Genomic DNA, 21,390 nt, shown 5'->3' with positions numbered 1-21,390 from the left:
GCACCCCCACGGCTCAAAAGTCGAAGCCGAAGCGCAGATACCATTCGCGCGGCCGGTTATAGGTGCCAAAGATCGCGCCCGCCGCAAGGTTCGACCCGCCTGAGGTCAGGAATCTTTTGTCGGTCAGATTGGTGCCTCCGGCCGTCAGCGACCAATGTCCCCCCGGCTCGTGATAGCTGACGCTGGCATTGACGATATCGGCGGCCACACGCTTCAGCAGGAACGTGCGCTGCGTATCGTTCCACGCGCTCGAACTGTGCGTCCAGTCTGCCAGGACAACCAGCGAGCCGCCATTACCCAGCTTCGCTTCGTAGCGCGGGCTGATGTTTATCTTCCATTTGGGTGTCTTGGGAAGGGCTTCACCCACCAGCGTGCCCGCCTGGAAGGCGCTTGGGCCACCCACTGCCGCCGTGGCGGGGGACACCGAAGTATATTGGGCATCGATATAGCCGACCGACCCGTTGATCTTCAGGCCGTCCACAGGCGCGGCGAGGACTTCCAGTTCGAACCCGCGGATGCGCGCGTCACCGGCGTTGGAGATGGTCGGCGATGTTCCAACCTGTATATTAAGCTGAATGTCGCGATACTTGGTGGAAAATACCGCAGCGTTCATCTGGAGGCGGCGATCCAGCAAGGTCGATTTGATGCCCGCTTCCCAGGTGCTCGCCTTTTCCTCGTTGAAGTCCGGGGCGACATTGCCTTGCGGATTGGTCAGACGCGTCGTCCACCCGCCTGTCTTGTAACCCTTCGACCAGCTGCCATAGAGCATGACATCCTTGCTCGGATGGACCTGAAGCCCGATCTTGGGCGAAAAGTTACTGAATTTCTTGTGATTGACGCCGGGCGTATAGACCCGCAGCGGATTGGTTGGATCCGGGAAGCTCAACCCCACTGAACATGGGATAGGAGCAAGCGGAAACGGCCCGTTCGGAAAGATCGTGCCATCCGCGTTCGCGCATCCAAACAGCTTGTAGTTGAAACCGTTCAGCTCCTGCTGCCCCCCCTCGAACGTCTTGCGTTCATTGGTGTAGCGGCCGCCGACCGTGATGCCGATAAGGTCGATCGGGCGATAGTCCACCTGCCCGAAGAAGGCGTAGTTCTTGGTCGACAGATGGTTGGGGCCATCGACCTGAACCTGTCCCTCGGCGAAGGTGACATAATCGTGCAGATCGCCGGATTCGCTGAAATAATAGGCGCCCAGGACATAATGCAGCTTCTTGTCCAGCGCGTCACCCAGCAGCTGGAGTTCCTGGCTGAACTGCTTCTGGTTCATGGTGAAGCTGAGCTGACCGAAGTTGAGCGGCGATCCATCCGCGTCCAGTCCGGCATTCCAGTGAAGTTCGCGGTACGCCGTGATCGATTTGAGCGCCACATTATCCGCCAGATCGAAATCGACAACGCTGCTTAAGCCCCATGTCCTGAGGTTGGAATAGCTGTTGCCGGTCGCATAGCTGCGGTCCTTGTCGTTAATCAGATAGCGCCCATCCCATGGCAGGCGGTCGTTGGACGGGTTGCCGTCCACATTGACACTCGCATAGCTAGGCAACTGAAACTGCGGATTGAACTGCGTGCCCGATACGCCACACAGGGCCGAAGCGTTGCGTGCGGCGATCTGCGCCGCCGTGCTGCCGATGCAGAAATTATAGAGGCCGGCGAACGAAAATCCGGTCGTCCCCGTTGGATCGAACGCCGTACCGGGCAGGTTGGTCGTGCCAGCGAAATTGCCGGGTACATTTTCCGTTGTAGCAAGCAATTTGTTGGCCGAGGTGCCCTTGTCCTTGCTGTAATCGCCCGAGAAGGTCGCACGTATAGCGCCGCCATTGTCCCACTTCAGCTTACCCCGGAGGTTCCAGTTGTTGTTTTCGCCTTCCCGACGCGCGCTGTCGTAGCCGGCTGCGGAAAAGGCGGTGAAGGATGGTGTGTTGTTGGTGCGCTGGTCGGGAAAGGGCACGCGCTTGAGGAAGCCGTCGCGGGTCTTGACGCCAAAGGTGATCGCCGAACTCAGTCCCTGGGTGATCGGAATGGTCACGGATCCGCGAACCTGAAGCAGGTCGTAGCTGCCTACGGTGACGTCGCCCGTCGCCTTGAATTCCTTGCCCGGATCGCTGGTGACGATAGAGATCGCCCCGCCAATCGTATTGCGGCCGAACAGCGTACCCTGCGGCCCCTTCAATATCTCTACGCGGGCGACGTCGAGCAGGTCCTGGTTCGCGCCCACGGTGCGCGCCAGATAGACGCCATCCAGATAGACGCCGACCCCCGGATCAATGTTGAAGGCGAAATCATCGGAGCCGATGCCGCGAATATAGGCGGCCAGTACAGCGGTCGAACCGGAAAAGGGCGTGCCGGCGTCCAGATTGACGTTGGGCGCGATCGCCGACAATTGCGATACGCTGCCGATCGCACGCTCCTGCAATGCCTCGGTCGTAAAGGCCGAAATTGCGATCGGCACATCCTGCACATTTTCGGCGCGTTTCTGCGCCGTGACGACGATGTCCGCGATCCCGCCCTGATCGGCGTTTCCGTCGCCGGTGGTCGCGACTTGTCGACCGTCCTGCGCGATGGCAGGCGCCGCGACAAACGCCGACGAAGCCAGCAGCAGCGCGATGGTCGTTTTTCCCATGGAATGTCTCTCCCGTTAAATGCACGCCTGTTCCGGCGATTTTGTATGTCTTCTAATATGCGGGCGGCTTCAGGTCTTGGACGCGGGCGAACGACCGATCAGGACGCACGCGAACATGGTCGCCGCACCCGGACGACCGGGCGCCTTCACACCGCGGGGCGCCCCTGCGCGCCACCCCGCCTCCATTGGATGGGCGACACGCCGAACTCGCGGCGAAAGCAGCGAGCAAAGAAAGCGGAATCATTAAAGCCGACTTCAAAAGCGATGTCGGTGATCGTCTGCCCGCCGTCACGCGCCAGAAGGACCGTCGCCCGTTCCAGCCGTCGCTTCGTGATGAAGCTGGTCGGCGTCAGGCCGACTTGGCGAAAAAAGGATTTTTGTACAGCGCGCGCCGACAGGTCGAGCGCTTCGCCGATCAGCGCCGTACCAAGGTCGGGGTTGCCCAGATTGTCCAGCGCATACTCTACCGGCGAGCGTCGCGCCGGGATGGCGCAGGAACTGGCCGGCCCGGAACGACAGACCATGCGCGCGGCATCGGCCATCAATGCCCCGACATCGTCATCCATGTCGGACAGTTGCTCCCGCTGCGACCAGACGCCCTGAAGCACATGCCCCAGAAACGCGACCTTGGGATTATCGGCAGTAAACAGGCGGCCATGCCAGTCGCACGCGGCGATATCCTCTCCCATCATTGACACGGGCACCTGCAGAATCAGACAGTCGTTCGATCGCGAAATGTCGATGGCATAGGGACGCGTGTCGTCTGCGACGATGATTTCACCGATCCGCGCGGTGTCGCTCTTGTCGTCATGCGTCATCATCATCGAACCGCGACGCAAAATGTGCAGCAGCAGATGCCGATTTTCGCCCTGGGCGGCGCTTCTGCTCACTTTGGCGCGGTCGCTTCGTGCCCGCGCCAGTCCGACCCCGCCGACCAAGCAGCGCGCAAGGTCGGCCTCTATGCCCTCCGATGCGTCGATCGTCATGCCCGGAAAGGCGCTCGCGACGACGTCACGCCAGAACAGGTGCCGGCGCTGATGCGGGACCAGCCTGGTGGAAAAGCGTTCGAGCGAACTGACCGACTTTCGTTCCGGCCAAGGCCCGGCATGATTGGGATATGTCATATCCGTTATCCATCCCCATCCGCACGCCGGCGATCCGGCGCGGCGCCGTTCTTTTCGTTGATACATCAAACGTATCCCCGGCATACTATTTCTGCAACAGGATTCTGCGTTTTGCAGGTGGGCGTGCCGCGTGCTTTGCGCCTTGCTTAAATCATCGCTCATTGTATGCTAGGGATACATAGTCGCATCGGTGATGCCGACCCCTTATTTCCGTAAGCCAATCAGGAAGACGATGATGGAAGAAAAGGATGTCGTTTCCGTTCATGTCGAGGACAGGATCGCTTGGGTTAATTTCGCGCGGCCCGAAAAGCGCAACGCGATGAGCCCCACGCTCAACCGGCGGATGATGGACGTGCTGGACGAACTGGAGTTTCGCGACGACGTCGGCGTCCTAGTCCTGGGTGGCGAAGGCTCCGCCTGGTCGGCCGGCATGGATCTGAAGGAATATTTCCGCGAAACCGAATCACAGGGGCTGCGCGGCGTGCGCAAGTCGCAGAGCGAAAGCTATGGTTGGTTTCGCCGCCTGCGCTGGTTTCAGAAACCCACCATCGCGATGGTCAATGGCTGGTGTTTCGGTGGCGGCTTCGGCCCCCTCTTCGCCTGCGACCTGGCGATCAGCGCAGACGAGGCGCAGTTCGGGCTGTCCGAGATCAATTGGGGCATCCTGCCAGGAGGTGGCGTGACCAAGGTTGTCGTCGATCTGCTGCCGATGCGCGACGCCATGTGGCTAACGCTTACCGGCGACCTGGTCGACGGCAAGCAGGCCGCCGCCATGCGTCTTGTGAATGAAAGCATCCCGCTGAACCAGTTGAGGGACCGGACCCGTGCAGTCGCGGAAATCCTACTTAAGAAGAACCCTGTGGCGTTGAAATTCGCCAAGGATGCTGTCCGCCGCGTCGGCACGATGACCTATGACGAGGCCGAGGATTATCTGGTCAGGATGCAGGAGGCCGCCAATTTCCATGACAAGACCGACGGCCGCAAGGAGGGTATTCGCCAGTTCATCGACGAAAAAAGCTACAAGCCTGGACTCGGCGCCTATGACCTGACCAAGGCGGGGGCAAAAGCGGACAATTGAACCCGCCAACGTCGCTAGGAAAAGGGATGCACCGGTCCCATGCCGCCGCACCCCTTGTCAGCACTTGTCCCGGATCGACCGCTGTCCCTCCGGCGATCGCCCGCCAGCGATCATCATCTTCGTGTAGTCCTCGAAATTCATGTCGGTCATGGTCGAAACGGCCTGCGCAAAGCTGAGCCCATCGGTGAAAATCAACTTCGCCAGAAAATAGATGTTGCCGCCCAGTTCCAGACAGCGGTTATAATCACGCGCCAGTATGGCGGCCTTCTGATCAGGCGTTATTGCCCACTCGTCCAGATAGGCGGATTCGTCGGCCCTGAACCTTGTGCGATTTTCGGCATGCATCAGGCTCATCGCGAACTGGTTGAGATGAAAGCCCTGCCGCGCTCGCGCGGCAGTGAACACTCGCGTGCCGGGAATATCTTCCAGTTCGGCCAGATATCCGTGCATGTCGGTCATCATCGCTGCCCTCTTACAATGAAATCAGTGCGTCGAGGGCAAGCACGCCTTCGCCCCGCGGGTAGACGATCACCGGATTGAGATCGACTTCCCGGATCGTGGGCGTGGCCGCGACCATGCGCCCCAGCCGCTGCACCAACTGTGCGAGTGCGCCGATGTCCATCGCCGGCGCGCCACGAAAGCCATCCAGCAGCGGCGCCATGCGTAGCTTCCGGATTGCAACGATAATGGCATCAAGGCCAAGGTCCGCGGGCAAAAGCGCGACATCGTGCAACAGTTCCGCGGCGACGCCGCCGAACCCGACCAACAGCGTTGGTCCCCAATGCGGATCGTGGCGCGCGCCGACGATCATCTCGATGCCGCGTGCCGCCATGCCCTCGACCAATATGCCATCAAGCGTCAAACCCGGACGCGACGCTGCAAGGTTGGCGTGCAGCCGGTGCCAGCCTTCGACTAGTTCATCGCGCGTTTTCAGGCCGACAATAACGCCGCCCGCATCGCTCTTGTGCGGCAGTTCGGAGGATTGCGCTTTCAACACGACCGGATAACCCAGCCGTTCCGCCGCCTCCGCCGCGTCGTCCAAGGTGCGGGCCAGTGCAAAAGCAGGGAAAGCGATCCCATGCGGCGCCATGATCGCCTTCGACCGATATTCGGGCACGCTACTGCCTATCTGCGTCAAGCCAGTGACCGGCGTTGCGTCGGACATTTCTGTGGCCGTATCCCGCTTCAGAAGAGCGGTGATCCGCGCCAGCGCCCGCAGTGCCCTCTCTGCCGTGGGCAGATAGGTGACGCCTGCCTGGCGCAGTGCCCTGAGGTCCTCGTCGAGCACTCCGCCACCCTCGTCGACGCCGGCCAATATGATCGGCTTGGCCGTGTCGATCGCCTTGAGCGCCTCCATGACCGCCGCGAACTTGATGTGCGACGTGCCCGTCGCGGTCTGGATCAGCGTCAATATTATAGTGCTGATGCGCGGATCGGCGGCTAGCGCCGCCAATGTCCGCCCATAGAGGCCCGAATCCACCAGACCCTGCGCGGTGATATCCAACGGATTGGTGACAGGCACGAAGTCCGGCAATGCCGCGCGCAGCAACGGGCTGTCGACATCGGTCAGCACGGGAAGATGCAGGTCAACGGCTTCGGCCAGGTCCAGCATCATCGCTTTGAACGCGCCGGATTCGGCAATTACGCCAGTGCCCCCCGCCGTCAGCGCTGCGCATCGCGTGACGATCTCCACGACATCGCCCAGCTCTTCGAGCGACGCGACCAATATGACGCCCGCCCGTTCGGCATGGACCTGCATGACAGCGTAATCGCCCGCCATCGCGCCGGTGTGCGTCGCCGCGCTCGCCGCGCCTGCGGCGCTGCGACCGGGGTGAAGCAACACGATCTGTTTCCCCGCCGCACGAGCGGCCCGCGCGGCTGCCAGAAAGCGCGCCGGATCGCGGAAATGCTCAACAATCATGGCGATGACCACGGTTTCAGGATCTTCGACCAGATGGGCGAGATAATCCTCAACACCGCTGGCCGCTTCGTTGCCCGTAGAGATGTAGCAACTGAGCGGCACATCGCGATGGATCATGGTTGTCGCAACCACGGCCGCCATCGCACCGGACTGCGACACGATGCCCACGCGCCGCGTACCCTCTGCCAGCGCTTCGGGCATCTCGATGAAGGTCAACGATACCCGGTCACCAAAATTGACGAAGCCCAGGCAGTTGGGGCCTTCCACCACCATCCCCGCTTCGCGCGCGATGCGTCCGAGTTCCTCCTGATCGGCCGTGCCCTGCGGGCCATCTTCGGCAAAGCCCGCCGAAAAGATAATCGCCGCGCCCGCCCGCCTCCGGGCGAGGCCCCGCATCGCATCCAGAACGCCCGCGCGTGGTATCGCCAGCACGGCGACATCCACCCCTTCGGGCAGATCATCCACGGACACCACGCAGGTCCGTCCGCCAATGTCCGCGCGCTTTGGATTGACCAGATGAATATCACCCGCAAACCCCTGCTTGACCAGATTGCCCAACACGGAGGCTCCCAACGATCCGAGCTTGTCGGACGCACCGACTATCGCCACGGATCGCGGGCGCAACAGGCGGTCCAGTGGCAGCTTCGCACGATCGCGCGCATCCCGTCCGGCAATGCTGGCACCTTCTGTCAAGCGCATAACTCCTACGCAATGGGCGTCATCGAATAGGTCCGCGATGCGCGGCTGCCGTCATGGGACGGTCAGGCATCCTCCCGAATCAGCTTTGTTAAGCCAATGACTATTGTGCGCCCGTGATACAGTTTTCGCAACCCACGCTCGGCAGGGCGCAGACCCGCTAATCCTTGGCGCGACGATTCGCGACGGGCTTGCGCTTCGGCGTCTCCGGGCCGAGCTTGCGCAACAGCGTAAGGAGCGAGCGTACTTCATCACTCGTCAGGCGCGCCGTCATACGCGCATCCGACTGGCGCGCGCCCTCCAACATCGCCGTGACAAGCGTCTCGCCCTCGGGCAGCAGATGCAGGGCGTTGGTGCGCAAGTCGCGGCCGGGCCGCCTTTCGATCAGCTTGCGATCGACCAGAATATTCACCAGTTTCATGGCACTGGACCGGTTGACGCTCATCGCCCTACCCAGCGCAGTCTGGTCGCTGCCCGGATTTTCGCGGATAAGGATCAGCGCCGTGAGCTTCGCGGGCGAAATATTGAAGGACGACAGGGCCGTCCGCGCGTCCGCCTCCATAATCAGGTGCGCGCGCTGAATCTGATACCCCACCAGCGCCTGAAGATCGGAACCCTGTTTCATGACGTGAAGAACCCTCTTGCCATAATTGTATCCTAGGAGCACATATTCCGGTGTGAGATCTGGGCGCGGCAGATGCGATCGCGAAAGCCGGCGAAGATCGTGGCGACCATAGGAGAGCGATAGTGGATCATCAATTTCGCATGTTGATTGACGGCGAACTGGTTGCGGGCGTGAGCCGCTTCGATGTCATCAACCCTGCCACGGCGGACGCTTTCGCCAGTTGCCCGAAAGCCGACGAGGCGCTGTTGGAGCGCGCCGTCGCAGCTGCCCGTCGCGCACTGCCCGCTTGGTCGGCACGGTCGATGGACGAGCGCGCCGCGCTGATTCTTGCCCTCGCCGATGCACTGGAAGAACGGAGCGGGGAATTTGCCAGCTTGCTGACCCGCGAGCAGGGCAAGCCGCTCGATCAGGCCGGCTACGAGATCATGGGCAGCGTCTTCACTCTGCGCGCCATCGCCCGGATGCGGATCGACACCAGGACATTACGTGATGAAATCGGCAACAGCATCACAGAGCATCGCACGCCGCTGGGCGTGGTCGCGGCTATCACGCCATGGAACTTCCCAGTCATACTGCTGATGAACAAACTGGCTCCGGCGCTGTTGACCGGCAACACCATGATTGCCAAGCCCGCGCCGACCACGCCGCTCACCACATTGCTGTTCGGCGAATTGTGCCAACGGATTTTGCCGGCCGGCGTGGTCAACATTCTGTGCGACCAGAATGAACTGGGCGCGCTGATTACCGGACACCCCGGCATCGCCAAGGTCGCCTTCACCGGATCGACCGCGACCGGCAGGAAGGTCATGGCCTCCTCCGCCGGGACGGTGAAGCGTGTGACGCTGGAACTGGGCGGGAATGACGCCGCCATCGTTCTCGACGACGTCGATGCGCGCCAGGTCGCGCGCAAGGTCTATCGGGGCGCCATGACCAACGCGGGCCAGATCTGTGTGGCCATCAAGCGCGCCTACGTCCCGGCGCCCCTCTATGACGATTTCTGCGACGAACTGGCGACCCTCGCCAACGCGGCGATCGTCGACGACGGCGCCAAGCAGGGCACGACGATCGGCCCAATCCAGAACAAGATGCAGTTCGACAAGGTCAAGGCGCTGATCGAGGATGCGCGGGGTCGCGGGACCATTTTGGCGGGCGGCGACGCGCTCGACCGACCGGGCTATTTCATCCCGCCCACCATCGTCCGCGACCTCGACGATTCAGCGCCGCTGGTAGTCGAAGAACAATTCGGCCCTGTTCTGCCGGTGTTGCGCTATACCGACATCGATGATGTCATCGCCCGCGCCAATGATTCCGATTATGGCCTGGGTGGAACGGTCTGGGGCAAGGATGTCGCGCGAGCGACCGCTGTGGCCATGCGGATCGATGCAGGGACCGTTTGGGTCAACCAGCATTTGGCCATTGATCCCACCATTCCGTTTCGTGGCGTCAAGCAGTCGGGTCTTGGCGCAGAACTGGGAGAAGCGGGGCTGCTGGAATATACCCAGGCCCATGTCGTTAACGCCGTCGCGCTGGAAGAAGCCTGACAAGAACATGGCTGGCGGCATGTATCGCGATCGATAGGCCCGGATGGTTGCGTTCGACTTCCTGCATCCGCCGCTCGAACAGGTTCTGCCCTGGAAAGCTATCCACCGCCTCAAGGTGCGGCCGAACCGCTCGGTCTTGCATATACGCGGCGCAGCACGACCAAGGCCATTCACCCCGTTCAGCGGTACGATGCGCGCCCCGTCGCCAGCGAGAACAACCGGCGATGCCGCATCGTAGGGCTGGTGAAGCCCTCGCTGTCCATGCGTACGCCGATCTCGAACCTGTGCATCAGATCGGTATTCACCGTTTCCAGCACAACGGCGCGAATCCGGTTCGCGACTTGATCGCGATCCTGCAGTTCCAGGATCAGGCAATCTACGCCTTCGGCGCGCAGCAGCTGGCCGACTGACGGCCCTAGCGGTCCCGACCCGACGATCGCGCCCCGGAGTGGCGGCAGGTCACGATGCGAGCTGCATGTCAAGATCGCCCAATATGCGATAGCAATCGATCACCTTGGCGACCGAGCCGTTGGGTTCGCGGCCCTCGCGGATCGCGGCGACGAACTCGCGGTCCTGCAGTTCGATGCCGTTCATCGAGACGTCGACCTTGGAGACGTCGATCGCCTCTTCCTTGCCGTTCATCAGGTCGTCGTAGCGCGCAATGTAGGTGCCGTTGTCGCATATGTAGCGGAAGAAGGTGCCCAGCGGCCCGTCATTGTTGAAGCTCAACGACAGGGTGCAGATCGCGCCGCTCTCGCTCTTGAGCTGGATCGACATGTCCATCGCGATGCCCAGTTCGGGGTGGATCGGCCCTTCGATAGCATTGGCCTGGACGATCTTGCCCGCCTGATAGGCGAACAGGTCGATGGTGTGCGCGGCGTGGTGCCAGAGGAGATGGTCGGTCCAGCTGCGCGGCTCGCCCCTGGCGTTGATGTTCCTGCGGCGAAAGAAATAGGTCTGCACGTCCATCTGCTGGACGTTGAGCTCGCCAGCCTCGATCAGCTTGTGGACATATTGATGGCTCGGATTGAACCGGCGGGTGTGGCCCACCATGCAGACGAGGCCGGTTTCCTGCTGGACGCGCAGCACTTCCTGCGAGTCAGCCCAGCTGTCGGCCAGCGGTATTTCGACCTGGACATGCTTTCCCGCCTTCATGCAAGCGATTGCCTGCTGGGCGTGCATCTGCGTCGGCGTGCACAGGATCACCGCATCGACATCGCCGAGCGAGAGCGCGTCGGCCAGTTCGGTGGTGGCATGCGGCGCGCCATATTTGTCGGCGACCGCGCGCGCCTGATCGAGTTCGCGGCTGACGATCGACGCGATCGTCACGCCCTCGATATTCTTCAGGCCGTCGAGATGTTTTTCGCCAAAGGCCCCGGCGCCGGCGAGGGCTATACGCATGGATACTATTCCTGTTCGGGTTGAAGGACGATGTGCCCGACCGCGGTGTTGCTCGCGGGCACATGATAATGACGGTGGAGCGCGCGCGTGGTTTTGCCGAGTGCGCCGCGCATGATCAGCCACATGACGAGCTCGATCCCTTCGGAGCCCGCCTCGCGGAGATATTCGATGTGCGGTACGCGGCGCAGCTCGTCGGTGTCGCCCACGAGCTTGTCGAGGAAGGCGTTGTCCCATTCCTTGTTGATGAGCCCCGCGCGTGGGCCCTGCAACTGGTGGCTCATCCCGCCGGTACCCCAGATCTGCACGTTGAGATCCTCGGGGAAGCTTGCGACGGCCTTGGCGATCGCTTCGCCCAGCGCCCAGCAACGATTGCCCGAGGGCGGCGGATAGGTAACGACGTTGACCGCGAGCGGGATTACCCGGCACGGCCATTCGACAGGCTTGCCGAACATCATCGACAGCGGGACGGTCAGGCCGTGATCGACTTCCATCTCGTTGACGATGGTCATGTCGAACTCGTCGAGGATGCAGCTCTGCGCGATATGCCAGGCGAGATCGGGATGCCCATTCACCACCGGCACCTGGCGCGGCCCCCAGCCCTCGTCGGCGGGCACGAACTCCTCGGCGCAGCCGATCGCGAACGTCGGGATGATCTTCATGTCGAAGGCGGTGGCATGGTCGTTGTAGACCAGGACAACCACGTCGGGCTTTTGTTCGGCCTCCCACTTCCTAGTCCAGTCGTAACCGGCGAAAGCGGGCGCCCAATAAGGTTCGGCGGTCTTGTCGAGATCGGATGCGACGCCGAGCGCGGGAATGTGGCTGCTGGCGACGCCAGCGGTGATGCGGGCCATCAATATCTATCCTTGATTGAGCGCTGACCGGCGGGCGAGCGGCCGCCGGCGATCATCATCGCCGAATAATCCTCGAGGCTCATGCTGCTCATCGTGCTGACCGCCTGCAGGAAGCTCCGGCCATCGGTCGAAAAAATCTTGGCCATGAAATAGATGTTGCCGCCCAGATCGAGCAGCCGGTTGTAATCGCGATCAAGCACCGCCTGCTTCTGCTCTGCAGTCATCGGCCATCTGTCGAGATAGCCGCGCTCGTCCGCCCTCCAGCGATCGCGATTTTCGGCCTGCATCAGGCTCATCGCGAACTGGTTGAGGTGATAGCCCTGGCGCGCGCGTTTCGCGGTGAATATGCGCGTGCCCGGTATATCGTCGAACTGGGCGAGATAGTCGTGGATGTCGCCAGAGTCCTTGGGGGCATCGTTCATAGCCCGCGCGCCTTGAGCTGCGCGTCGAGACGCGGGAAGACCTTGCGGGCATTGCCCTCGAAGATCGCGTGGCGCTCGGCGTCGCTGATGTCGAGCGCATCGACATAGCGCTTGGTGTCGTCGAAATAGAAGCCGGTCTCGGGATCGATCCCGCGCACCGCGCCGACCATCTCCGATCCGAACAATATGTTCTTGTTCTCGATCACGTCGGCCAACAGGTCGATCCCCGGCTGGTGATAGACGCAGGTGTCGAAGAAGAGGTTGTTCATCAGATGCCCGGCGAGCGCGGGCTTCTTGAGCATGTCGGCGAGGCCTCTATAGCGCCCCCAATGATAGGGCACCGCGCCGCCGCCATGCGGGATGATGAAGCGTAAGGACGGGAAATCGGCGAAAAGATCGCCTTCGAGGAGTTGCATGAAGGCGATCGTGTCCGCCGCGATATAATAGGCGCCGGTCGCGTGCAGGCCTGGATTGCAGCTGCCCGAGACGTGGATCATCGCCGGCACGTCGAGTTCGACCATTTTCTCGTAGAAGGGATACCAGAAGCGATCGGTCAGCGGCGGGTGGCTGAAATGTCCGCCGCCCGGATCGGGGTTCAGGTTGCAACCGATGAAGCCCATGTCGACGCAGCGCTGCAGCTCGGCGATCGAACCCTGCATGTCGGCGGCGGGCGACTGCGGCAGCATGCAGACCGGCGCGAAGATGTCGGGATAAAGATCGACGCAGCGCTTGATCAGATCGTTGTTCGCGCGCGCCCAGGCTTTTGCCACGCCTTCGTCGCCGACATGCGGCGCCATCGTCGAAGCACGGGGCGAGAAGATCGTCATGTCCGCGCCGCGCTCCTTGAGCAGGCGGATCTGGTTCTTCTCGAGGCTCTCGCGGATCTCGTCGTCAGAGATGGCGGGATAAGCCGGCGCGGGCTGGCCTGCCTTGAACGCCGCCTTCTGATCCTCCCGCCACTTGTTATGCGGCTCGGGCGACGTGGTGTAATGCCCATGGCAATCGATGATCATGGTCATGCCTGTGCCCTGTTCTGGTCGATCTGGCCGATCTTGGCGGAAAGCCCCTGCGCCGGGCGCTTGAGGCCGAGCAAGCCGATCGCCCGCTGCCGCTCGACGGTGCCCTGCGTCATCGCGCTGCCGGTGCCGAGCGCGTCGAGCGTCTTGACGACCTCCTCCATCTCGGCGGCGCGGCGGAGGCCGTGGATCATCATGCGGTCGAGATTATAGTCGGCGCGCTCAACCCAGGATTTCGGCTTGTCGCTAGCGTCGAGCGAGGCGAGCACCTCGGCGGAAACCCCGGCAGCGTGCGCCGCGAGGACGCATTCGGCGGTGAGCGCCTCGATCCCCTTGGCCATCACCGATCGGATCATTTTGATCGAGGAAGCGCGCCCGATCTCTTTGCCGACGATCTCGATCTTCGCGAATCCGAGCGCCGCCAGTGCGGCTTTTGCCCTGTCCGCTTCCCCCCCGCTCACCAGCAGCGGCACCGACAGCCGCGCGGGATCGACCGGCGCCATCACCGCAACGTCGACATAATGGCCGCCCGCCGCATCGATCAGCTTCGCGCCTTCGCGCTTGGTATCGGGGGCGACGCTGTTGAGGTCGCAATAGAGCGTGCCGGCCGCGATAGTGGCTGCCGCCGCCGCCGCTACCCCCATCGCCTGATCGGCGGTGACGAGCGAAAGGATGATCGAGGCGCCATGGACCGCGTCGGCAAGACTGTCGCAACCGGCCATGCCGAGGGCGGCATATTCGGCGCGCTTGGCTTCGCGAGTGCTCACATCGTCGGTCAGGCGGTCATAGACACGAGCCTCGCCCCAACCACCTGCGGTGGCGAACGTGCATCCGGCTTCACCGAAGCCGATCAGGCCGAGCATCTTCTCCATGCTGCCCGCTCTGCCGTCATTGCCGTTGCGCGGCCAATCGATTCGACAGAATAGCCATTAGAATATGCGAATTATCATATCCCGGCATAGCCGATTTTCTCGACCTGTTCGCAGATCGCCGCGATGAAGCGCGACTGCAAGGCTGTCGGCCGCCAGTCCTCGCGGATCGAAATGCCGATGGTGCGACTGACGTCTCCGGGCGCGTCACCGATCGCCACCAGCCACCCCGCTTCAAGTTCGACGCTGACCTGATCGGCCGACAGCAAGGTGAGAAAGTCGCTGTCGACGAGGATCTGGCGCACCATGATCACCGATCCGCATTCGATCGGCACTCGCGGCGGCTCGACTCCGGCACCCTCGAACATAGACGCCCATTGGGTGCGCAGGGGGGTTCCGGGCGCGGGTATGATCCAGGGATAGCGTGCCAGATCGGCCGGCGGAACCTGCCCCGGCCCCGCCAGCGGATGCCCGACGCGGCCGATGACGATCGGATGATCGTCGAACAGCGGCCGCTGCGCGATACCCTCCTGCGCCTGCGGGCGAAGCGCGCCGACCAGCAGATCGATCTCGCCGTCGCGCAAGGGGCCGACCAGTTCGGCGTGCGAACCCTCGAGGATCGACAGATCGACATCGGGATGGCGCATATGGAACTGGCGGATCGCCTGCGGCAGCAGGCGCGCCCGCGACAGCGGCATGGCGCCCACCACGATCCGCCCGACCTCGCGCCCCTGCAGGGCGGACAGTTCGGCCAGCGCGGACCGCAGTTCGGCCAGCGCCAATCGGAAATTGCGCGCCACCGCCGCGCCGCGCGCGGTCAACGCCACCCCGCGCCCGCGCCGTTCGACCAGCCGCTGGGCGAAACTCACTGACAGATCGCCGACCGCACGGTGGAGCGAGGCCTCGCTCAGCCCCGTCGCATCCGCCGCACCGGCATAGCTACCCCTGTCGGCCAGAGCGAGAAAAGCACGTATTTGCGCCCCCGGCGCGTTGCGGCTGCCGATCAGCCGCAACGCCGCCTCAGCGCGTGGCGCGAGGATGAGCCCGGCATCGGTCGGCGACATGCCATCGGGTCGACGATCGAACAGCGGCAGGCCGATCTGCGCCTCGAGCTTGGCGATGCCCTGGGTCACCGCCGGCTGGGTGAGATTGACGGCACGCGCCGCGCTGCTGATCCGGCCGGTAACGACGATCGCGACCATCGCGCGCAAGTGGCGGCTATTAAGGGTAAGCGGATCCATTCGACATCATTAGCAAAAACTTATGCAGCGCGCACGATTCGCATTTGTGCCCCGTGAGGCGCGGGATCATCACCCGCTGCCAATAACGCCGAGAGGAATCGCATGTCAGGTATCGTCGTCCAGAACATCGCACGCGCGGACCTTGCCGTCATCGACGGCCTCGCCCATTGCGGCGTCGCCACGGTGCATGAGGCGCAGGGCCGCATCGGCCTGCTCGCCCCCCATATGCGGCCGATCTATCCGGGCGCGCGCATCGCCGGCAGCGCGGTGACGATCTCCGCCCCGCCCGGCGACAACTGGATGATCCATGTCGCGATCGAGCAGCTCCAGCCCGGCGACGTCATCCTGCTCGCCCCCACCAGTCCGTGCACCGACGGATATTTCGGCGACCTCCTCGCCACCTCCGCCATGGCACGCGGTTGCCGCGGCATGATCATCGACGCCGGCGTGCGCGACGTGCGCGACCTGACACAGATGGGTTTCCCCGTCTGGTCGAAGGCCGTGCATGCGCAGGGCACGGTCAAGGCGACGCTCGGCTCGGTCAACGTTCCGGTCGTCTGTGCCAACGCGCTGGTCAATCCGGGCGACGTCGTCATCGCCGACGATGACGGCGTCTGCATCGTCCCGCGCGAGAACGCCGCCAGGGTGCTCGAAGCGGCGCAAGCCCGCGAGGCCAACGAGGAGTCGAAGCGCGCCCGCATGGCCGCGGGCGAACTCGGCCTCGACATATACGACCTGCGCGGCAAGCTCGAGAAGATGGGCCTCAAATATGCCTGATCGCGGCGTCCGCTGCATGTGGATGCGCGGCGGCACGTCCAGGGGCGGATATTTCCTCAAGAGCGATTTGCCTGCCGACACCGCCGAACGCGATGCCTTCCTGCTCGGAGTGATGGGATCGCCTGATCCGCGCCAGATCGACGGCATGGGCGGTGCCGATCCGCTGACGAGCAAGGTCGCGGTGGTCTCGAAATCGGCGCGCGAGGGCGTCGATGTAGACTATCTCTTCCTCCAGGTCTTCGTCGATCAGCCGCTCGTCAGCGACCAGCAGAATTGCGGCAACATCCTCGCCGGCATCGGCCCCTTCGCGATCGAGCGCGGGCTGATCGCTGCGACGGGCGACGAGACCCGCGTCTCGATCTTCATGGAGAATACAGGGCAGATCGCGGTCGCGACCGTCCAGACCCCGGGCGGCGTGGTCGACTATGCCGGCAACGCGCGGATCGACGGCGTGCCGGGAAGTGCCGCGCCCGTGCCGCTCGAATTTCGCGACACCGCCGGCTCGTCGTGCGGCGCGTTGCTGCCAAGCGGCAATGCCTTTGACGAGGTCAATGGCGTCAAGGTCACGTTGATCGACAACGGCATGCCCTGCGTGGTGATGAAGGCCGAGGATGTCGGCGTCACCGGCTACGAGAGCCGCGAGGAACTCGACAACGCCACCGAACTCAAGGACAGGATCGAGGCGATCCGCCTTGCCGTCGGCGAGCGGATGAACCTGGGTGACGTCAAGGACAAGTCGGTGCCCAAGATGATGCTCGTCGCCCCGCCCCGCAACGGCGGCGCGGTTACGGTGCGCAGCTTCATCCCGCACCGCGCGCACGCCTCGATCGGCGTGCTCGGCGCGGTCAGCGTCGCCACCGCCTGCCTGATCGAGGGATCGCCCGCGGCCGACGTCGCGTCGATCCCCGAGGGCAGCCGCAAGACGCTGTCGGTCGAACATCCGACCGGGGAGACGACCTGCGTGATGGAACTAGACGAAAGCGGCGCGGTGAAGACCGCGGCGATGCTGCGCACCGCGCGCAAGCTAATGGATGGAGAGGTTTTCGCATGAGCGCCAACGTGAGCGACCGAATCATCAGCTGGCATCCGAACCCGTCCAAGGCACGCTTCGTGCTTCCGCCGGGCGCGGTCGACGCGCATTGCCATGTGTTCGGCCCGATGGCCGAATTCCCGTTCAGCGCGGAGGCGAAGTACCTTCCCGGGGACGCCGGCCCCGACATGCTGTTCGCCCTGCGCGACCGGCTCGGCTTCGCGCGTAACGTCATCGTCCAGGCGAGCTGCCACGGCACCGACAATGCCACGACCCTGAACGGCATCGCCAAATCGAACGGCAAGGCGCGCGGCGTCGCCGTGGTCGATCCGGCGATCAGCGACAAGGAGCTGGAAGCGCTGCACGACGGCGGCATCCGCGGCGTCCGCTTCAACTTCCTCAAGCGACTCGTTGACAATGCGCCCAAGGACAAGTTCATCGAGATCGCGCACCGCATCCAGCAACTCGGCTGGCATGTCGTGATCTATTTCGAGGCGGATATCCTCGAAGAGCTGCGTCCCTTCCTCGACGCGCTCCCCACGCTGATGGTCGTCGACCATATGGGCCGCCCCGACGTCACCCAGGGCTCCGGTGGCGCCGACATGAAGGCATTCCGCGCGCTGCTCGACAGCCGCGACGAAATCTGGACCAAGGTCACCTGCCCCGATCGGCTCGAGGAACCCAATGGCCCACCCTGGGATATGTTCGTCGATGCGGTTCGCCCGCTGGTCGAGGATTATCCAGATCGCGTGCTGTGGGGCACCGACTGGCCGCACCCGAACATGCAGAACGCGGTGCCAGACGACGGTGCGCTGGTTGACATCATCCCCCGTATTGCGGTGACCGCCGAGCTCCAGCAGAAGCTTCTCGTGACCAATCCGATGAAGCTCTACTGGCCGGAGGAGCAGTTGCAAACGACGTAACCCGCGGTCAAAATGCCGTCGCTGCTATGGCCCGTTGCTCGACGAAGCCGACGGGAACGGCAACCTTCGGTCGGAAAGCTTGTTAACACTTAATTTTGCTGACGGCACGAGACTGACTTGGCGCCTCCCAGCATCTCACCTCCGGCGATGAATTGAAATAGCGAAACGGGTTGGCGGGGCGCGTCATCCACACGGGCTAGCAGCTGCCCGCCCCCTTCCGCCATTTGCTTTGACAGCACGGCTATGACAACTCGCCCGGATTTCTGCCTCGGGATGGCTGCTTTTTTAGCTCTCTACGGTCGGCGAGCCACCCAAGCACCGATCGGAAGGCCAGTCCATTTCTTGAATGCCCTTCGAAAGCTGTTTTCTGACCGAAGCCCAACAAGGTGAGCAATTTGTTTGGCCTTGAGTCCTCCTTGGGCAGCGAGGGCTAAAGCATAATCCCGCCGGAATCCATCGAGCAACATCCCAAACGTCATCTCCTCTACAGCGAGCTTGCGGACCAGAGTTCGTTTGCTTATGCCGAGCGCTGCGGCCGCCGAAAACAAAGTGGGCGGAGCCGTTCCCCTGTTGATCAAGAATTCGTAGATCTGCAAGGTTAAGGGAGCCGCTTTCTGTGCTCGCGTAAGATCACTTCCTGCTTGCTCGAGAAGGAATTGTGACTCCCATCCCCCCTGGTGCGATACGGGCCAATCAAATGCCGAAGCAGGTCCTATGATCCTGGAATGTTCATTCCCAAAAGATACTGGACCCGGAAACGCATCGCTGTAGTTGACAGATCTGTCGCGCAACGCGGTCAGCTCAACCCGGAATTCACTGCAATCGCGATTGACCAGTTCTTTTATGAACGCGAACGTCGCCGCAAACAGCTCAGCCTCATAGAATTCCGCGACGGCCCGCGGCAGCTTCGAAGATGGCTTGAGCAGCATCACCCATTTTGCCCGGTCACCAACACCGATGATCCCCGACTCTGTGGTCACAAGTTCAGCAAGCCCATGACCGAAGCCGATCCACAGTTCGCTCACCTCACGCAGCGTAGCACAGCTTAACGTAGCAATGCCCAGAACACCCAACTGGGATAACCGGCGGCGAGCCCCGGCCACCAACCCAAAGCCGGCCGGCGCCAGGCGGACGACATCTTCCAGATAGCTGGCGTACGCCTGGTCGTCGGAGATATCATCAGGGGTTACAGGTGCGACTTCACGCGGCAGCAGCGACATATAGAGTTCCGCCTTCCGGCTGCGGAGCTCCCGGGAATTTGCAATACGCACGATCAGCCCTCCTAATTCGAATATATGGCGCGATCGGAATGAACAATGGCGCGATTGGATTATACCGCCACGTTGGAATTTCCTGCAAGCCGCGCAATCATGGTGGCCGTCAAACAACGATGTCAACATCTCCCAAAGGCACGTCGATATTCACAGTAAACTCATCAGATCAGGCTGATGAGCAGCAATAAAAGCAAAGATAATCAATCAGGAGGAGGATCAGCATGGGGTCACACTCGATCACTGCTAGGGCCGGGGCTCTAGCGTTTACGGCATATGCCCTTTTAGCATGCGGCAGTAATGCCCAGGCTCAATCAGCTATGCAACAGCAGGATGGAGCGGTCGTCAATAGCGGAGACATCATCGTCACCGCTCGTAAGCGAGAAGAACGGCTCCAGGATGTGCCAGTAGCGATCTCGGTGCTGACGGGCGAGGACATAAGTCGCTACGGCACACAGTCGATGAACCAACTGGCGGCGCAGGTGCCGTCGCTTGTCGCGGGTGTCAGCAGCAACACCGCTGCTGGCGGTACCATCTCTCTGCGCGGGATCGGGTCCCCGGCAACCGGGCTGATGGTTGACCAGGCCGTTTCCCTCAACATTGACGGCGTGCAGATCAGCAAAGCCTTCGCGCTTCGCCTCGGCGTCTTCGATATCGCGCGAACCGAGGTTCTCAAGGGGCCACAGGCCCTCTTTTTCGGGAAGAACAGCCCAGGTGGCATCATCTCCTTGATCTCGGCGGATCCGGGTAGCAAGTTCGAAGCGATGCTGCGGGGAGGGTATGAATTCGCCGCTCACAAAAAATATGTGGAGGGGATGGTTTCCGCTCCGCTGACGGACACGCTGGGCCTCCGCGTGACCGGGGCATTCGCGGATAGCAGAGGCTGGTTCATCAATACCGCTGAGCCGCTTCCCGCCTTGACAATTCCGGCTTTCCTCGGCGGCGGGTCCACGCCGCCGCAGATCGGAGCGAGCAACCGTCATGGACCGAGCGCAAAGGACTATTTCGCCCGTGCCACGCTCAACTTCGATCCGTCCGATGCTTTCGACGCCAAGCTGAAGATGAGCTACTCCCGGAGCGATCAGAAGGACGGCCCGACGATTGGTAACCAGCTGTTCGCTTGCGCCAACGGTGGCCCGTTCTACGCGGAACTACTGAATTCACCCGCATCCAGGGACTGTAGAATCAATCGCTACGTCGATGACGCCGATTTCCCTGCCGGGGTCACAGCACTTTCGCCGATGCTCCGTAATGGTCGGCCATTCGTGGAAGATCGCCAGTTCCTGGCTTCGCTGGCGACGAATTTCCATTTAAGCGATCAGATGACGCTCAGTTCGGTGACCGGCTATTATGATCTCACCAACAGATATTTGTCCAACTTCAGTTTTGGCGGGCAGGCCTATCTTGGCGGGCGCTATGATCTGCACGATAAGCAGTTCACCCAAGAATTGAGGCTTTCGTCAGATTTATCGTCTCCGTTCAACTTCTTGGTTGGCGCCTTCTATCAGGATGAGAAGGCTAACGCGAACGGACTGACATTTACGGACTCACTTTACACCAGCCTGTTTACCGGCTTTGCCGTCCCTCCCAGCCCGCAGATACTCCTCGCCGGCGATGTCAGCCAAAAGACCACTGCGTGGTCGGTGTTCGGACAAGCGATCGTCGATGTCACCGATAAGGTCCAGCTAACCGCTGGTGGACGCTACAGTCGCGAGAAGAAGCGCGCCGCGGCAGGCGTCGATCCAAACATCTCAGCGCCGACGGCGTATGACGTGATACTTGCGCCCAGCGAAAGAACGTTCGAGAATTTCTCTCCAGAAATTACTCTGACCTATAAGCCGGCTCCCAACGCCACGATCTACGGATCGTATCGACATGGCTTCAAGTCGGGCGGTTTCGACCTGAGAGCCTGATTCGAAATTATCAGCTGGTATTTCATGATCTTGCGATGCGACGGGCATAGAGTTGGATCGAGGCGATG

The 21,390-nt window shown here is 62.2% G+C and carries 19 protein-coding genes; 6 read left to right on the top strand and 13 right to left on the bottom strand.

All coding sequences use genetic code 11. The features are described 5' to 3' along the window. Positions 1–13: 13 nt before the first annotated feature. Both AAC640_RS15260 and AAC640_RS15255 read right to left on the bottom strand, forming a co-directional pair. The gene (locus AAC640_RS15260) at positions 14–2,623 is read right to left on the bottom strand and encodes a TonB-dependent receptor (RefSeq protein WP_340267768.1); all 2,610 of its coding nucleotides are present in this window, start codon (positions 2,621–2,623) and stop codon (positions 14–16) included. A 146-nt stretch (positions 2,624–2,769) separates the two neighbouring features. Continuing rightward, a complete protein-coding gene (locus AAC640_RS15255; RefSeq protein WP_340267766.1) occupies positions 2,770–3,747 on the bottom strand; it encodes an AraC family transcriptional regulator in 978 nt (325 codons plus the stop codon). A 232-nt stretch (positions 3,748–3,979) separates the two neighbouring features. Here AAC640_RS15255 and AAC640_RS15250 point away from each other — a divergent pair, with 232 nt between their 5' ends. Further along, complete coding sequence (locus tag AAC640_RS15250) at positions 3,980–4,825, top strand: p-hydroxycinnamoyl CoA hydratase/lyase (RefSeq protein ID WP_340267764.1); 846 nt, start codon at positions 3,980–3,982, stop codon at positions 4,823–4,825. A gap of 57 nt (positions 4,826–4,882) precedes the next feature. Here AAC640_RS15250 and ligA (AAC640_RS15245) read toward each other — a convergent pair whose 3' ends face one another. From ligA (AAC640_RS15245) to AAC640_RS15235, 3 genes are all read right to left on the bottom strand, one after another. Then, on the bottom strand, positions 4,883–5,287 hold the full coding sequence (gene ligA / locus AAC640_RS15245) for a protocatechuate 4,5-dioxygenase subunit alpha (RefSeq protein WP_340267762.1): 405 nt from the start codon (positions 5,285–5,287) through the stop codon (positions 4,883–4,885). A 10-nt stretch (positions 5,288–5,297) separates the two neighbouring features. Beyond that, positions 5,298–7,439 (bottom strand): acetate--CoA ligase family protein, encoded by a 2,142-nt coding sequence (locus AAC640_RS15240; protein WP_340267760.1) that lies wholly within the window; start codon positions 7,437–7,439, stop codon positions 5,298–5,300. A gap of 163 nt (positions 7,440–7,602) precedes the next feature. Beyond that, positions 7,603–8,067 (bottom strand): MarR family winged helix-turn-helix transcriptional regulator, encoded by a 465-nt coding sequence (locus tag AAC640_RS15235; RefSeq protein WP_340267758.1) that lies wholly within the window; start codon positions 8,065–8,067, stop codon positions 7,603–7,605. 122 nt (positions 8,068–8,189) lie between these two features. Between AAC640_RS15235 and AAC640_RS15230 the strand changes: the two genes are divergently transcribed. Then, positions 8,190–9,608: an aldehyde dehydrogenase family protein gene (locus AAC640_RS15230; protein WP_340267756.1), complete on the top strand. Its 1,419-nt coding sequence runs from the start codon at positions 8,190–8,192 to the stop codon at positions 9,606–9,608. A gap of 179 nt (positions 9,609–9,787) precedes the next feature. On the opposite strand, the gene AAC640_RS15225 is transcribed toward AAC640_RS15230, so the two are convergent. The 7 genes from AAC640_RS15225 to AAC640_RS15195 all read right to left on the bottom strand — a co-directional run bounded on the left by AAC640_RS15225 (position 9,788) and on the right by AAC640_RS15195 (position 15,408). Next, positions 9,788–10,090 (bottom strand): FAD-dependent monooxygenase, encoded by a 303-nt coding sequence (locus tag AAC640_RS15225; protein WP_340267754.1) that lies wholly within the window; start codon positions 10,088–10,090, stop codon positions 9,788–9,790. Next, entirely contained in the window at positions 10,068–11,009 is a 942-nt protein-coding gene (locus AAC640_RS15220) for a Gfo/Idh/MocA family oxidoreductase (RefSeq protein WP_340267752.1), read from the bottom strand. The genes AAC640_RS15225 and AAC640_RS15220 overlap by 23 nt, the downstream gene beginning before the upstream one ends. 5 nt (positions 11,010–11,014) lie before the next feature. After that, complete coding sequence (locus tag AAC640_RS15215) at positions 11,015–11,860, bottom strand: class III extradiol dioxygenase subunit beta (RefSeq protein WP_340267750.1); 846 nt, start codon at positions 11,858–11,860, stop codon at positions 11,015–11,017. Next, positions 11,860–12,282 carry a protocatechuate 4,5-dioxygenase subunit alpha gene (ligA, locus tag AAC640_RS15210; protein ID WP_340267748.1) on the bottom strand — a complete coding sequence of 141 codons (423 nt, stop codon included), beginning with the start codon at positions 12,280–12,282 and terminating at the stop codon, positions 11,860–11,862. The genes AAC640_RS15215 and ligA (AAC640_RS15210) overlap by 1 nt, the downstream gene beginning before the upstream one ends. Further along, entirely contained in the window at positions 12,279–13,301 is a 1,023-nt protein-coding gene (locus tag AAC640_RS15205; protein WP_340267746.1) for an amidohydrolase family protein, read from the bottom strand. The genes ligA (AAC640_RS15210) and AAC640_RS15205 overlap by 4 nt, the downstream gene beginning before the upstream one ends. Further along, on the bottom strand, positions 13,298–14,170 hold the full coding sequence (locus AAC640_RS15200) for an NAD(P)-dependent oxidoreductase (protein ID WP_340267744.1): 873 nt from the start codon (positions 14,168–14,170) through the stop codon (positions 13,298–13,300). Before AAC640_RS15200 ends, AAC640_RS15205 begins: the two co-directional genes overlap by 4 nt. A gap of 74 nt (positions 14,171–14,244) precedes the next feature. Then, positions 14,245–15,408 carry a LysR family transcriptional regulator gene (locus AAC640_RS15195; RefSeq protein WP_340267742.1) on the bottom strand — a complete coding sequence of 388 codons (1,164 nt, stop codon included), beginning with the start codon at positions 15,406–15,408 and terminating at the stop codon, positions 14,245–14,247. A gap of 102 nt (positions 15,409–15,510) precedes the next feature. On the opposite strand from AAC640_RS15195, the gene ligK reads away from it, so the two are divergent. The 3 genes from ligK to AAC640_RS15180 are packed head-to-tail and all read left to right on the top strand — an operon-like array spanning position 15,511 to position 18,138. Next, positions 15,511–16,185: a 4-carboxy-4-hydroxy-2-oxoadipate aldolase/oxaloacetate decarboxylase gene (ligK, locus tag AAC640_RS15190; RefSeq protein WP_340267740.1), complete on the top strand. Its 675-nt coding sequence runs from the start codon at positions 15,511–15,513 to the stop codon at positions 16,183–16,185. Then, positions 16,178–17,236, top strand: a complete 1,059-nt coding sequence (locus AAC640_RS15185; protein WP_340267738.1) for a 4-oxalomesaconate tautomerase — start codon at positions 16,178–16,180, stop codon at positions 17,234–17,236. The genes ligK and AAC640_RS15185 overlap by 8 nt, the downstream gene beginning before the upstream one ends. After that, on the top strand, positions 17,233–18,138 hold the full coding sequence (locus AAC640_RS15180; RefSeq protein WP_340267736.1) for an amidohydrolase family protein: 906 nt from the start codon (positions 17,233–17,235) through the stop codon (positions 18,136–18,138). The genes AAC640_RS15185 and AAC640_RS15180 overlap by 4 nt, the downstream gene beginning before the upstream one ends. 293 nt (positions 18,139–18,431) lie before the next feature. On the opposite strand, the gene AAC640_RS15175 is transcribed toward AAC640_RS15180, so the two are convergent. Next, positions 18,432–19,358 (bottom strand): AraC family transcriptional regulator ligand-binding domain-containing protein, encoded by a 927-nt coding sequence (locus tag AAC640_RS15175; RefSeq protein WP_340267734.1) that lies wholly within the window; start codon positions 19,356–19,358, stop codon positions 18,432–18,434. Positions 19,359–19,729: 371 nt separating this feature from the next. Between AAC640_RS15175 and AAC640_RS15170 the strand changes: the two genes are divergently transcribed. After that, positions 19,730–21,322, top strand: a complete 1,593-nt coding sequence (locus AAC640_RS15170) for a TonB-dependent receptor (RefSeq protein ID WP_340267732.1) — start codon at positions 19,730–19,732, stop codon at positions 21,320–21,322. The last annotated feature ends 68 nt before the right edge of the window (positions 21,323–21,390 follow it).

This window comes from Sphingobium mellinum, from assembly GCF_037860795.1.
In the GTDB taxonomy this organism is placed as follows: domain Bacteria; phylum Pseudomonadota; class Alphaproteobacteria; order Sphingomonadales; family Sphingomonadaceae; genus Sphingobium; species Sphingobium mellinum.
This window is presented reverse-complemented; position numbering and strand designations above follow the sequence as displayed.

Bases quoted from the DNA above. Each gene is read 5' to 3' on its own strand.
- AAC640_RS15260 (WP_340267768.1), bottom strand. From the start codon at position 2,623: ATGGGAAAAACGACCATCGCGCTGCTGCTGGCTTCGTCGGCGTTTGTC.
- AAC640_RS15255 (WP_340267766.1), bottom strand. From the start codon at position 3,747: ATGACATATCCCAATCATGCCGGGCCTTGGCCGGAACGAAAGTCGGTC.
- AAC640_RS15250 (WP_340267764.1), top strand. From the start codon at position 3,980: ATGATGGAAGAAAAGGATGTCGTTTCCGTTCATGTCGAGGACAGGATC.
- ligA (WP_340267762.1), bottom strand. From the start codon at position 5,287: ATGATGACCGACATGCACGGATATCTGGCCGAACTGGAAGATATTCCC.
- AAC640_RS15235 (WP_340267758.1), bottom strand. From the start codon at position 8,067: ATGAAACAGGGTTCCGATCTTCAGGCGCTGGTGGGGTATCAGATTCAG.
- AAC640_RS15220 (WP_340267752.1), bottom strand. From the start codon at position 11,009: ATGCGTATAGCCCTCGCCGGCGCCGGGGCCTTTGGCGAAAAACATCTC.
- AAC640_RS15215 (WP_340267750.1), bottom strand. From the start codon at position 11,860: ATGGCCCGCATCACCGCTGGCGTCGCCAGCAGCCACATTCCCGCGCTC.
- ligA (WP_340267748.1), bottom strand. From the start codon at position 12,282: ATGAACGATGCCCCCAAGGACTCTGGCGACATCCACGACTATCTCGCC.
- AAC640_RS15205 (WP_340267746.1), bottom strand. From the start codon at position 13,301: ATGACCATGATCATCGATTGCCATGGGCATTACACCACGTCGCCCGAG.
- AAC640_RS15200 (WP_340267744.1), bottom strand. From the start codon at position 14,170: ATGGAGAAGATGCTCGGCCTGATCGGCTTCGGTGAAGCCGGATGCACG.
- AAC640_RS15195 (WP_340267742.1), bottom strand. From the start codon at position 15,408: ATGGATCCGCTTACCCTTAATAGCCGCCACTTGCGCGCGATGGTCGCG.
- ligK (WP_340267740.1), top strand. From the start codon at position 15,511: ATGTCAGGTATCGTCGTCCAGAACATCGCACGCGCGGACCTTGCCGTC.
- AAC640_RS15185 (WP_340267738.1), top strand. From the start codon at position 16,178: ATGCCTGATCGCGGCGTCCGCTGCATGTGGATGCGCGGCGGCACGTCC.
- AAC640_RS15180 (WP_340267736.1), top strand. From the start codon at position 17,233: ATGAGCGCCAACGTGAGCGACCGAATCATCAGCTGGCATCCGAACCCG.
- AAC640_RS15175 (WP_340267734.1), bottom strand. From the start codon at position 19,358: ATGTCGCTGCTGCCGCGTGAAGTCGCACCTGTAACCCCTGATGATATC.
- AAC640_RS15170 (WP_340267732.1), top strand. From the start codon at position 19,730: ATGCAACAGCAGGATGGAGCGGTCGTCAATAGCGGAGACATCATCGTC.